General features: G+C 66.2%; 10 protein-coding genes. 7 read left to right on the top strand and 3 right to left on the bottom strand.

Going from position 1 to position 13,330, the window contains the following annotated elements:
• The 7 genes from LZG04_RS34995 to LZG04_RS34965 form a co-directional block, all read left to right on the top strand.
• Positions 1-534 (top strand): hypothetical protein (locus tag LZG04_RS34995; protein WP_374202955.1); only part of this gene is annotated, 534 nt, incomplete at its 5' end.
• Between the two features lie 646 nt (positions 535-1,180).
• Positions 1,181-2,194, top strand: a complete 1,014-nt coding sequence (gene xerC, locus LZG04_RS34990; protein WP_233825316.1) for a tyrosine recombinase XerC — start codon at positions 1,181-1,183, stop codon at positions 2,192-2,194.
• A gap of 284 nt (positions 2,195-2,478) precedes the next feature.
• Entirely contained in the window at positions 2,479-2,784 is a 306-nt protein-coding gene (locus tag LZG04_RS34985; RefSeq protein ID WP_233825314.1) for a hypothetical protein, read from the top strand.
• Positions 2,781-3,404, top strand: a complete 624-nt coding sequence (locus LZG04_RS34980; protein WP_233825312.1) for a helix-turn-helix domain-containing protein — start codon at positions 2,781-2,783, stop codon at positions 3,402-3,404. Before LZG04_RS34985 ends, LZG04_RS34980 begins: the two co-directional genes overlap by 4 nt.
• Positions 3,401-3,607 (top strand): hypothetical protein, encoded by a 207-nt coding sequence (locus LZG04_RS34975; protein WP_233825310.1) that lies wholly within the window; start codon positions 3,401-3,403, stop codon positions 3,605-3,607. Before LZG04_RS34980 ends, LZG04_RS34975 begins: the two co-directional genes overlap by 4 nt.
• Positions 3,604-4,590 carry a hypothetical protein gene (locus LZG04_RS34970; protein ID WP_233825308.1) on the top strand — a complete coding sequence of 329 codons (987 nt, stop codon included), beginning with the start codon at positions 3,604-3,606 and terminating at the stop codon, positions 4,588-4,590. Before LZG04_RS34975 ends, LZG04_RS34970 begins: the two co-directional genes overlap by 4 nt.
• Positions 4,587-6,776, top strand: a complete 2,190-nt coding sequence (locus LZG04_RS34965; protein ID WP_233825306.1) for a cell division protein FtsK — start codon at positions 4,587-4,589, stop codon at positions 6,774-6,776. The genes LZG04_RS34970 and LZG04_RS34965 overlap by 4 nt, the downstream gene beginning before the upstream one ends.
• Before the next feature lie 688 nt (positions 6,777-7,464).
• Here LZG04_RS34965 and LZG04_RS34960 read toward each other — a convergent pair.
• Genes LZG04_RS34960 through LZG04_RS42780 form a run of 3 tightly spaced genes read right to left on the bottom strand, consistent with a single transcriptional unit; the run spans position 7,465 to position 13,296 of the window.
• On the bottom strand, positions 7,465-9,477 hold the full coding sequence (locus tag LZG04_RS34960; RefSeq protein WP_233825304.1) for an AIPR family protein: 2,013 nt from the start codon (positions 9,475-9,477) through the stop codon (positions 7,465-7,467).
• A complete protein-coding gene (locus LZG04_RS34955) occupies positions 9,470-10,480 on the bottom strand; it encodes a PD-(D/E)XK motif protein (protein ID WP_233825302.1) in 1,011 nt (336 codons plus the stop codon). Before LZG04_RS34955 ends, LZG04_RS34960 begins: the two co-directional genes overlap by 8 nt.
• A complete protein-coding gene (locus LZG04_RS42780) occupies positions 10,477-13,296 on the bottom strand; it encodes a Z1 domain-containing protein (RefSeq protein WP_233825300.1) in 2,820 nt (939 codons plus the stop codon). The genes LZG04_RS34955 and LZG04_RS42780 overlap by 4 nt, the downstream gene beginning before the upstream one ends.
• Positions 13,297-13,330 lie beyond the last annotated feature (34 nt).

Here is a 13,330-nt window from a genome sequence, read left to right as displayed (position 1 = left end):
CACCTCGCCACCACCGACCCCGACAACGCCCAATACCAACGCGACCTCAGCATCAGCCACAACAACCTGGGCGACCTCGCCATCGCACGCGGCGACACCACCACCGCCGAACACCACTACAACGCCGATCTGGCCATCGCCGAACACCTCGCCACCACCGACCCCGACAACGCCCAATACCAACGCGACCTCAGCGTCAGCCACGGCAAGCTGGGCGACCTCGCCATCGCACGCGGCGACACCACCACCGCCGAACACCACTACAACGCCGCCCTCACCATCCGTAAACACCTCGCCACCACCGACCCCGACAACGCCGAATACCAACGCGACCTCAGCATCAGCCACAACAACCTGGGCGACCTCGCCATCGCACGCGGCGACACCACCACCGCCGAACACCACTACAACGCCGCCCTCACCATCCACAAACACCTCGCCACCACCGACCCCGACAACGCCCAATACAGGAAATATCTTGAGATTACCCAGGCCGCGATACAGAAGTTGAAGGAAGAAGGCCAACAAGAGTGAGCCGTTTCCAACCTGGCTAGGTGGGTAGCGATCGTGGTGGAGGTGGCGAAGCTCTTCGTAGATCACTTCTCGACCAAGAGTAAGGCCATCACCAAGAGCGCACCTCGACTCCTGGCCAACGTTCCTTCGCTCCCAGACCGAGGCGCTACTGGCCTGCGGCTTCTTTGAGACCCTGTGCCGCTCGAATATTCATCGTTACAGGTCACCGACCGTAAACAACGTTTCGGGCCACCAGAGAGCTGGCGCTCGCTACGCGAGCGGGATGGCCAGCACATCGTGGGCACTTCGAAACCGATAGTTCTGCACTCGCCACGGTGCGACGAACGACAGTGACGGGTGCTGATCATGGAGCCCATGTGGTGTCCTGTCGACAAGTGCCGTGAACCAGACCTGCGGTGACGTCGCCGATGGTCGCGGTGTGGTCGCATGTGGCGCACGCTCGTGTTCCGCCTCCAGCACCGGAGGTGGAACACGAAAGAAGGTCATAATGAGCAACCCTCAACGCGGGCGTGTATACCGACGGTGCGGCTGCCGGGATGCCGCGGGCAGCCAGCTCGGCCCCCGCTGCCCCGAACTGGCGGGCGGTAGGCACGGACGATGGGCGTTCGCGGTCGACCTGCCGTCGCTGGACGGACATCGGCGGACCATGCGGCGCAGCGGCTTCACCACCAGGACAGAGGCCCAGGCGGCGTTGGGCAAGGTGCTGGAGTACGAACGGACGGGCATCGTCACCGACGACAAGCAGACCGTCGCCGACTACCTGACCACATGGCTGCACGACAAGGCGTCGACGCTCAAGCCGACGACCACGGCCCGCTACCACGACTACGTCTGCAAGGACCTCGTTCCCGCCTTGGGCGCGGTGCGGCTGGACGCGCTCAATCACCAGCACATTGCGCTGTTCATTCACGACCAGCTGGCCGCCGGGCGCGGCCCGGTCACCCTGCGGCGCTGCGTCGTCACCCTGTCCAGCGCCCTGACCGACGCCGTCCGACAACGACGACTGGCCCACAACCCCGCCCGCTACGTCCTGGTGCCGCGGCCACCGATGTACGAACCCACCTGCTGGTCACCGAGCGAGGCAGCACGGTTCCTGCGCTACTGCCACGACCACGACGACCCGCTCACCGACCTGTTGGAGGTCATCATCGGCACCGGACTACGCAAAGGCGAGGCACTCGCCCTGCACTGGAACGACATCAGCCTCGACGACCACGTGGCGTTCATCCGCTACACCCTGTCCAACATCAACAACACCACACCCGTCCTCACCGCACCCAAGACCAAGAGCAGCCGCACCTGGATCGGCCTGTCCGACCGCGTCATCACCGCACTGCGCCACCAACAGCTCCGCCAACCCGGCGACGACCTCGTCTTCCACCGACCCGACGGCAGGCCACTACGACCCGAGTACGTGCTCCGGCACTTCCACCAACTCGCCGACGCCGCCGGACTACCGAGGATCCGCGTACACGACCTACGGCACTTCGCCGCCACCACCATGCTCAACTCACGCGTGCCACTCGCCGTGATCTCCCGCGCGATGCGCCACTCGACCCTGTCCACCACCACCGAGGTCTACGGCCACCTGCTACGCCACGTCGCCCACGACGCCGTCGACGTCATCGCCCACGCCCTCAACGAAGCCGACGTCGCCTGACCCGCAGGACGCGACCACATTGCGACCACAACAGCCGAAAACGACACCAGCGGGCTTGCCTCGAAAGGCAAACCCGCTGGTCATGGCCGTCGGGACGACAGGATTTGAACCTGCGACCCCTTGACCCCCAGCGGGACAAGGGGTGTCCACAGTGGTCTTCTCCGGTCCGTTGTGGCTGGTCGAGTCCGGTGACAATCCAGGTCAGGGCCTCCATTCCGGCCCCGTCCAACAGGTTCGTGAGACGCCTGTGAGACGGGACCCGAGCACCAGAGGTCCTGTTCACGATGAGCACCACCCAGTTCCCCACTTCCGCTACGCCGCTCCGACGGCCACCGCGGCGCGTTCGCCCGCCCTTCGACATGAGCGGCGTCGAAACCCTCGACAGCCAGCAGTCCGACGAGACCATCGACCAGTGGCGCGCTCGTTGCCACGCCGACCGCACCGCCGCCCTCCTGGAGCCACTGGACGGCGTCGAACTGGGCGAGCACGACCGGCACGTCATCGAATGGCTGGCCGACCAGGACACCTCGGTCGTGGGCACCGTCGCCAGCCTCCTCTACCGCGCCCGTGCCGTGGACGGTGCCTGGTGAGCATCGAGGCCATCGATTGGGCGCTCAACCGCGCCCCCATCCCCACCGACCGCAAGGACGCCTCGACGCTGGCGATCACGCTGATCGCGCTCGCCAACCACGCCGGACCCGACGGTCGGGACGCGTTCCCGTCGGTCGAGCGGATGGTGCGCTACACCCGTCTGTCCAGGCGGACCATCCAGCGTTCCCTGCGGTCGCTGGAAGAGCTGGGCCTGATCTGTGCGGGCAACACGCGAGTGCGCGACGCCAAGATCCCGGAGGCCAACGCACGACCCCAGGTCTACGACCTCCTGTCCCCCGAGTTGTCCACAGCCCCGAACGAGGGGCGCCAGGACGACGCCCCTCCGACCAGCCGGGGGCGTCAGCAGAAGCGCCTGGGGGCGTCAACAGCAACCAACGGGGGCGTCAGCACGACGCCCAAACCGTCCTTTAACCGTCCAGGAAACCGTCCTACGCCGAGCGCGCCCGATGGGCGCTCGGCGGTGCGGCCGGTGTGCGGCCACTGCGATGCTCGCGATTCCGACCCGGTCTCCGCTCGCGTGGTGTGGCTGGACGAGGACCGCACGCGGTCGGTGCCGTGTCCGCGCTGCGCACCGCAGCGGGGCGGAGGTGCCCGATGAACCGCGTGCACGTCGCCTACATCGAGTCCGCCACCCTGGCGCATCCCGACGGCTGGACTTCTCCGGCGCACTGCTTGGAGAACCGGGAGGCCGCCGAACGGCTGCGCGACGCGACCAACCTGCTGTCCGGCCGCAACGCCGCCGCACGCCGCACCTGGCGCATCACCGACTGCCCCGGCGACAACTGCGGGGTGCGGCGATGACCACCCTCATCCCGTTCCCCGAACCGAGCGACGAGGACGTACAGCGCGCCGTGGCCGAAGTCGTGAAGTACGTGGCCGGAGAGGCCCCGGCCGTGTCCAACCCGACCCCGGCCGTCGTACCGCCAGCCACCAGGCGGGTCCGGGAGTTGCGCGCCGAGGTGGACGAGGCGCACGCGCTGCTGGAGTTGCAGGCTGACGCCGCGCCACTGCTGCTCGACACCGACCGGGTGCGCCGCAGCCGCAAACGTGCCGCCGAGGCCGCCCGGCTGCACGCGCTGGCCCAGGACCCGGCGGCTCGGGCGTGGCAGGCGGCGCGGGTGCGCCTGGTGCTCACCGTCGTGGCCTTGGTGGCGCTGGTCGGTGCGCTGGGCTGGTCCACCACAGGTGTCCATTTCACGCTCACGCGCGGCATAGTCGAGAGGACCGCCGCGTGGTGGGGTGCGTGGGCGGTGGAGCCGGTGGTCTCGGCGGTGCTGTTGGTGATCGTCGGGGCGCGGGCGTTCCTGGCGGCTCGGGGCCGGGTGCTGCGGCACCGACACCTGTCCGCGGTCGAGTACGGGGCGCTCGCGGTGACGCTGACGCTGAACGTGTGGCCGTACCTGCCGTGGGTGTCGGTGTCGTGGGCGCGGTTCGACGCGATGCAGCTTCTCGCGCACGCCATCGGCCCGCTGGTCGCGGTCGGCGCGGTGATGGTGCTTCCGGTGATCTGGTCGGCGTTCGCGGACCTGGACCACGGCGTCCCGGTAGGCCCTACCGCCGCCACTACCGGCCCGAAGTACAGGGACAACGCCCCTGACACGACGGCGGCACAGCACGGGGCTACCGACGACCGAGTAGCCCTACTCGTGGACCGCGCCCGGCGGTTGATCGCCGCTGGCCGGTTGCCCGTCGATCCGTCCGCCACCCGGCTGCGAGAGGCGCTGGGGTGCGGCACCGGCACGGCCCGCGAGATCCGCGACGCCCTACGCAGGGGTGCGGTGTGAGCCTGACGCAGCAGAAGGACGACGTGGGCGGCGAGCGGATCCCGCTCCCGGACACCGCCGGGCACGAGGCGGCCTCGGTGTCGACCGTCGGGCCGGGTGCCGAGAAGCCGGGCGCGGCGGACACGGTCGAGGCCGCCACGCCGGTGCTGGACGGCGAGCTGATCACCGAGGCCGAGTACCAGCGTTCCCGTGTCCGCCGGCTGGCCGAGTCGGCGGCATCGCGGCTGCCCGCCCAGTGGCAGACCGCCGAGTCCGCCCGCCAGGCTGGGGCTGAGCTGGCGGGCCGGGTGGTGATGGTGCCGGTGCGCTACCCGGCGGCCGTCGGACGCGGCTTGACGGTGTCGGCACGGGCCTGGTGGGCGTGGGTGCGGGTGGCCGATTTCTACGAGGCGTCCAAGGCCGCCGACCGGTTGGCCGACAAGTGGCAGGAGATCGCCGTCGTGCGCCGCCGCCGAGGCGTGATCTCTGTGCTGACCGTCGGCGTGACGGGGTTGGGCGGTCTCATCGCCGAGTTGACCGCCGGTTCGCTGCCGCTGGTGGTCGCGGGTGGCGCGGTGTCGGTGATCTTGGCGGTCGCCGGGCAGCGCAAGGACGGCGCAGGCGGGCGGAGCACCCGTCTGGGCTCCCGGTCGCTGGCGTGGCTGATGAATGGCGACCACCTGGTAATCGCGTTCCGCGATGCCAAGCTGATCGGCCGTGATGAATCGTTGATGCTGGTCAAGGCGCCGCGCCACGACGGTGCCGGGTGGGCGCTGACCATTGACCTGCCGCCCAGCCGCAAGGCCTCTGACGTGATCGGCAAGCGGGAGGCGCTGGCTTCTGCGCTGGCGGTCGACGAAGTGCGGCTGATCGTAGAGCGGGTGCGCGGCGACGACGGCCATGCGGGCAGGCTGGCGCTGTGGGTGGGCGACGCCGACCCCTACGCCGCCGAACCGGTCCCCGGTCCGCTCGCCTCGGCGACATCCTGGGACTTGTGGCGGCCGGTGCCGTTCGGCACCACCGCCCGCGGCGCGGCGGTGACCCTGCCGGTGGTGTGGACGTCTCTGCTGATCGGCGCGATCCCTCGCCAGGGCAAAACGTTCGTCGCACGTCTGCCACTCACCGCCGCCGCGCTCGACCCGCATGTGCGGCTGATCATTGCCGATGGCAAGGGAGGCAAGGACTTCCGCCCGTTCGAGCAGGTGGCGCACCGGTTCATCCGAGGGTCGCGCGAGGCCGACGCCCGCCGCCTGATCCACGTGCTGGAGGAGTGCGCCGCCGACGTCGCCGACCGGTTCGACCGGCTCGCGGACATGGACGACGAGCTGTGCCCGGAGTCGAAGGTCACTCCGGAGATCACCCGCGACCCCGCCCACGGGATGCCACTGACTGTGATCGGCATCGACGAGGTGCAGAACTTCCTCGGCCTGAACGTGCCGTTGGACAAGGACAACCTCAAGGGCAAGAAGATCGGCGGCCGGATCTGCGAGCTGCTGACCTACATCGCCAAGACCGGCCCGGCCGCCGGCTACTCGCTGATCCTGGCCACCCAGAAGCCGGACGCCCAGGTCATCCCGGACGGGTTGCGCGGACAGCTCGGCACCCGTTTCGCGCTGAAGACTATGACCTGGCAGGCGTCGGAGACCATCCTCGGCGCGGGCACCTACAAGGCCGGGATGGACGCCTCCAAACTGCTGACCAGCCACAAGGGCGTCGGCCTGCTGCTGGGCGCGGACGGCGAGACCGAACTGTCGGCCGGTGACGCGGTGACCGTGCGGACCCACCTGCTGCACATCGCCGCCATCCGTGCCGCGTGCGAGCGCGGTCGCGTACTGCGTGAGCAGGCCGGGACGCTGACCGGGGACGCCATCGGGAAGCGCGACCTGGCGGTGCTGGACCCGACGGTGGCCGCGCGCCTGGCCGACGAGGTGACCGCCACCGCGACCAGCCCGGAGCCGGTGGACGCCGAGCTGGTGCACGAACTGCCCGAGGTGTTGGCGCTGCTGGACGGCTTGATCGGCCACGACGAGCACGGCTTGGTGCCCACGGGCGCGCTGGCCGCGCGCATCGGTTGGGACGTGAAGACGCTCGGCGAGGCACTGCGCGCGGCCGGGGTGCCCTCGGCGGGCAAGCGTCGCGTGCAGGGCCACCCGAACCCGGTCAGCGTGGTCGACGTGGACGTCGTCCGCTCCGCGATCGACGGCTGAGAGGTCGGCGCGGGGTCGGAACACCCGTTCCAACCCCGACACGCCCCTGTTCCGACCCCATCCGACCGCCCAGAGGCCCGCGAGCTGCACGGACAGGCGATGTTCCACCCCTCAGAGGCCGCCACGGCTTACCCGTCACAGGGATTTCCAGGCCCGGAAACGGGCCTTGTTCCGACCCACCTCGGCACACCGTCGAGGTCGGCACACCAGGGAAGAAAACCGATGCCCACGATCAACACGTCCCGCGAGTTCCGGCCCGGCCGCTGGCTCGCCCTGATCGCCGCCGCGTGCGTGATCGCATACCTCGCCGGCGTGGTGTCCGCATCGCCCGCCGACACCGCGCCCCGCCCCGCCGTCGGCGGTCTGCACGGGCTGACCCGCCACCACGTGACGATGCGGCTGGCCCGGATGGACATGCGTGTGTTCGGTACCGCACCTTCGGTCCACTGCGCATGCACGATAGTCCCCTGCGAGAAAGCAGGTTGCTCGGAATCTCGGCCTCCTGTGCTCGCTGTTGACATGGTCCCAATTCAAGCGAAAGCCAGTCCGACCTCGACCTCCCTCAGGTCATTTACCGACTCAACGCTCTGTGGCACACCACAGATACACCCCGACGCCGCGCATTCTCGCGACCTAGCCGCCAGCGCATCGGCCGGTCGCCTGCCACGAACCCGATGAAAGATGAAATCTACAGTTCGATCTCGGTACGAAACCCTTGAGCCTTGGCCTCACGCATCAGCTTCAACCCTTGTGCCGCCTGCTTATCACTGATAGTCCACTCCCTGCCCAGATAGCGGCCAATGGTGTACGCGATCTGACGCTGGTACGGCTCCAGGTTCTGTGTCTCCTTCGCCCACTTGGCGACGGCGAGCCACTCCGAGGCGGGGATACCGGACGCGATCGCAACGTCGCTGTGCATGGCGTTGCCTGTCGATCCATCGCTGGCGGCGATGGCCGCCGGGTCAACGAGTTCGGCGGCCAAGTCGTCGGGCAGTTGCCACGGGAGTCTCTCGACCTTGTCCCAGCACTCCGGCCGCTTGGCCCACTCGCCGACGTTGGCTCCGCGTTCGGGACTGATGATCAGCTCGCGAACCGGCACACACAGGTCACTGATCGCCCTGGTGAGAGCATCGCTGAGCCGTTGTTCGCGCCAGATGCGGTCGAGGTCGATTCTCTGGTCGGTCGCAGCCGCAAGACGAGCGATGGTGTACGTGACGATGTTCGCCCGATAGCCACCGAAGCGGTGGCTGGACACGATCTTCTCGGTGTCGCGGAAGAGCTTGGCCAGCGCGATCAGGTGCTGGCAGTAGCGGATGTCCACCGACGGCGGGTTGTCCTCCAGCCCGATCATGAACTCGCGGAAGTTCTTCTCGGCTCCACGGCTCACGAGGTGGGGCAGCTTCATCCACGAGTGCAGGAACTTTGCGATGTCCGCCTTAGTGAACTTCTGGGCCGTCGGATGGGTATTTTTGAATTTGCGCTGATTAGCTGGGGTCCGCTCCCTGGCGAGGGCGTCGGAGTACTGGCCGCGTGCACGTTCATAGAACCACTTGGTTTCCTGACCGGTCCCGTCCGGAGCAGGCGCCCACAGCGCTCTGGTGACCTTTTCAACCGCCACATGGAACGGGTGGTTGGAGCTGAAGTCGACGACGGTGACCTTGTTCTGGGTATTGGAGTACTTGGAGATCTCGGGAACGATCTCCGGCAACCGGTCTGGTGAGGCCACCGTAAGCTTCATCTGCACGAAGACCTGTGAGAGGTCGGCCTTGTCGCGAGCGCGGGCGTAGTGGATCGAGGCGGTGGTCTGGCCACCGTTGACGATCTGGAGGTCATGGATGCGACTGATGGCGCGTCCCCCCTCGACCAGCTCCACAAATTCGATCTTGGAAGCCGTCGCGGTAATGCCGTTGTTGTAGGCTAGGAACCTCTCGGGATTGTTGAGCAGGGTTTCACGAAGGCCCTTGTTCACCGCCCCCTTGGTTTGCAGGAAGGATCTGACGTTCAGTTCGAGCAGTCGCGTGCCGTACTGCCCGTACAGCGCGTGGAGTTCCTCGCCTGGCATGATTGCGAGAAACACCGAGTAGTCACGGTCAGTCACAGGCGTGGCGAGGCAAGGCAGCGCTGGTACACAGTCCACAACGATGGGCTCACTCAGAGTGCCTGAACTCGACATCCGATGCAGCCGTGTAAGATCCCAGATCTCGAAGCTAACGGGAACACCGTCGATCTCGGTCCGCGGCAGGCTTGTAGTGGTACAGACGGTGTTGGTCAGCAGGAAGAGACGGATCCTGTCCGCGTTAGGCAATGCCTTCTCGACGGCGAGGCACATGTCGTGCACGTCGGAGGCCTCATCTATGTCCTTGCGCAGGCCGGAGCGGCAACGGGCGATGAAGTTGATCAGTCGCTTGAAGAGGGCTTCGACCTGGGTGCGGCTCGTGCGGTCTTCTAAGGGCTGCTGCCGGAACAAGCTGATGAACAGGTCAAGTGAGCCGAACGAGTCGGTCTCGCCGTAACCGCTGACCTCGACACCGTGTGCCTTATAGTACGCGGTGAAAGTGTTCTCAACCTCGCCGGCCTGTTCGAGTTCGTCAAGCACGCGCCGCGTAAAGGTCTCCGGGGAGCTGGCGTTCTCGGCGTCGGCGGTGGCGAGCACGTCTGAAACGAGATCATGGGCGTAATGGGCGCGGTCGGAGTCAGGCATGCGGCGTTCCAAGGGTGACGGCGAGTTGTTCGGGCGAGACCTCGAACCGCTCGAGGCCGGTCGTGGTGATGCGGTATTGGCAGTCGCCTACTCCGGGCCTCAGGTCGGTCTCGGTGATGCGCGGAAAGTCGTCTTGGACGCTCCAAAGGTGTTCCGCGCGGACGGTGTAGCGAGGGTCGTCGTATAGGTGCCGTTGGTGTGAGAAGAATCCGATCCGCATGAGGAGTTCGTCGAACTGCGTGGCAAGCCCGAAGGCGTCGAACGGGCGCCGCACGGACTCCACGGCTGCATTCAGAGACTCGCCGTTGCCGCCCTGTCGCTCATCGACCGACAGGTGGACGAGAAACAGGTGTTCAACCCCGGTTTCGTCGAGCTGGCGCTCGCTGGCGATCTGAAGGGACTGCGGGCCTCTCGCGGAGGTCGTCTTCACCTCGATGGCGCACCTGTTCACCTGGAAGTCTTGGTTTGCCAGTAGAGGCCCCGTCCACGACCGCAATGCTTCCACTGGCGAAAGAGCGAGCAGGATGTGCTCTCGGAGCACACGCAGCTCGCCGTAGAGCCCTCGCCGGGATTCTTTCGAAAGCCCTGTGTCCCCGATCGTCTGAAGCAGATTGCGCCAGTGGTCGAACCGCTGGACGGCAGCGACGAGCGCCTCAGTATCATCTGGGGCGGCTTGGGCCGCGTCGGCAATGTCGGTCAGGAGCGGGTTGAATACTTCCCGTAGATCTGCGGTCATGAGCGCGATCCGAAGCTCCCGCTGTCCGTCGGTGAGGCCGACGAATTCAAGATGCAACCCGCGGGTTCGGGGAAAGGCGCGAAACCGGCGCAATGCTGCCATCGCATGACTGCTGGATGTCCTGATGACCAACATCCGCTGCCCTGTGACCTGATCGATCGCGATGAACAGGTCACGCTGGGAAGCCGGGTACAACCGCCTGCTCACCACCCCGCGCCTGTGCCGCTCGGCTTCGAGGTCTTGCCAGTCCTGCTCGTCTACTCTCACTCGGCGTCCCCGTCAAGGTCATCCAACTCCTGCTGCAACCAGATGTCGTTGACGACGTACTCAACCTCGGTGGCGTGACGAGAGAACGGAAAACTGATCGCGAAGCCGACGATTGGGGACAGACCGTCAGGGATCGGCTGCTTGGCCTTCCGGGCTGCCGTCGCTGCAGGGTGTTCAAGCGTGTAGAGAAGGAGGAGAGGCTGGTCCGGACGGCGTTGCTTCCTCAGCACCGTGCCAGTAGGGACCTTAGGATCACTGACCTTGCCCCCGCGCTCCGCACGGGCCTTCGCCACCAGCTTTGTTTCCGCCAGTGCACGCTTGCGCTGGTCCTCGTCGAGGTCGCGACTCTCGTCACTGGGGCTCAGCACCCTGCGAATGACATACCGTTGCTCACTGATCGGGTCGTTGGTCGAAGCGCGCTCGACCAAGCCGATGGTATGGGATCCGAGCTTGTAGGACTGACCGGTGCCGCTGCTGACCAGCCTCACCGTCCAGTTCGACAACTCTCCGACCTTACGGCACCGCCTAATGTACTCGGTGATGAACGCCGGTTTGACTCGTTGAGCCTTGGCGTCCGCCTCGTACTGACCCAGGAAATGGTCGACGACCTCCTCGGGAGAGATGCCCTCCCACACGATGCTAGGCCGATCCTTCTCACCGTCCTTGCGGGCGACGGCGATCTGATTGAGACGTTGGACGAAGTTCTTCAACCGCTCAAGGTTGCGTTCGACGATTCCGTTTCGAAGGTCGAACATGATCGTCTCGGGAATGTCACCCGAGTAGCTGAGCTTGACCTTCAGTCCTCGGCGGATCTTGTTCGCTGCGGTGATGCCGAGTCCGACCGGCGAGGTACGCATCCGCAGTCCGAACTCGGTGGGCTTCGCGTCGAGCGCAGACATCTCCTCGAAGTCCCGCCGAAGCTCGTTGTCGGCCGAGGTGATCTCGCAGTATGCGTCACGCAGTCCGGGGGTCGTGTACAGCCGGCACAGGTCCTCGTACCGCGGGCGGTATCCGAACCACCTCCCCATCTGTAGGAGCGTGTCGTAAGTCCTCGATGCGCGCAGGTAGTAGCTCACGCTGAGGCCCTCAAGGGTAAGACCGCGAGAGAGCTTGTCCCCTCCGATCGCGATGACCGACAGGCCGGTGCGTCGATGGTCGTAGTACTCCAGAGCGTCCTGCGAACTACCGTTGATAGTGCGGACCTGGATCTTCTCCAAGGCGGCGCGGAGCTCCTTCTCGACGTGTCCCCACGACATGTCGTCGAGACCCCTGGAAGGGAACTTCGCACTGGTAGGCGCGAAGTCACGTTCCCAGAAGTCGCGCAGCCGGCCGTAGGCTCGTGCCGATGCGCTGCCGTGGCGGTCGCGCAGCTCGTCTCGAAGCAGCCGAACGTACTCGTCGACCTGCTGCGCGATGCGCGCTTGGACGTCCTGGAACCGAGTGACGTGCACGAGCATCGAGTTGTGGTCGTGCACCTGGCCCCGCACACGTCGAGCCGCACAGGTAAGGACGAACGAGTCGATCGCCCGCCGAAGGGACTCCGGAAGATCCGCAGGCGGTGCCCATCCCTTCTTGTGCTTGTCAGGCATCCACTGCTGGTAGTCCAGAACCTTGCGGAAGATGGGCAGCGGCTCGATATCGTCCTCGTCCGGGTCCGAGCTCTCCAAGCCGAACACACGCTCCGGGCCGAAGTAGTTCGACGGCGCCGGGAGGTTTTCGATGAAGTGTTTCGGGAACAGATCGAGGCCGTACCGGTCGTGGTCGACGGACGGGTCGATGTAGATGTTCGCGAAAGGCGTTGCGGTGTAGCCAACGTAGGCACGCTTCGCGAAGCTGTTAAGCAGTTCGCGGATGGCGGCGTTGATCGTAGAGGGGTCGGAGTCCTCGGACTCGTAGTTGACCGAGGCGTTGTCGGCCTCGTCGTCGATCACTAGCAGCGGGATGTCCCGGACGATCTTCCGGTCGCCGGTGGCAGTCGAGTGCCCTTCTACCTCGACGATCCACTTCCGGACGTAGTTGATGATGCTCTTGTTCTTCTTGATCACGAGCACGACCGGGTAGTCGCCGATCGGGATCGAGGTGTTCTTCGCAACGTTGCGCTTGAAGTCGCCGCTCTCTGCGCTGGTGGTCAGCGACCCGATCCTCAGCCGTGCCCGGCCGGGCAGGCGGCCGACTCCGATGTAGGAGGTAGCCCCCGCGTCATCGTCCGAGCGCTGCTGGTACTGGCTGTCGAAGCCGAGGAGTCCCTCGTCAACGCGGAGCTGTGTCTGACTGCGCAGGCTGTTCTGCATGCCTGCGAGCACGATGATCAATTTGTAGCCAGCGTCGACCGCCTTGGCCGCAAGGCCGATGTAGTTGCCAGTCTTGCCGGACTGAACCTGACCGACCACAAGCCCATAGCGGTGCCATTGGCCAGCACGAAGCGGATCTTCCAGGGCACCGAGAATGCGGTCGGTGGACTGGTCGAGGCGGAGCACCACCTGTTTCGGGAGGATCTTGACGTCCTCGATGTACTGTCGGTAGCGCTCCCAGAAGGACCAGGTCCGGTCTGCCTTGGCCTCGGCCAGCCAAGGAACGTGCCCTTCCGGGTCGTCCAGCCCTGCGGACTCCTCTTGGTGGGTGGCGACGAGTGCTTGCACCTCGCGCTCGAACTGCACCCGGTCGATGTCGAGACCCTGGCTGGTCATCATCAGGTGCACGCCCGTAACCGCGGAGGTGACCTCGTCAGTGGTTGGCTGCCGGTTGTTCGGCAGCCAGGCTTGGACGACCCGGATGGCCTTCTGCATCGAGTCGTCGTGGTCGGGGTGGACGGCCACCGATACCTCCTGGCGGACTGGAGTTCCCGGATGA

It is taken from the genome of Saccharothrix sp. S26 (genome assembly GCF_021390395.1).
Lineage (GTDB): Bacteria > Actinomycetota > Actinomycetes > Mycobacteriales > Pseudonocardiaceae > Actinosynnema.
This window is presented reverse-complemented; position numbering and strand designations above follow the sequence as displayed.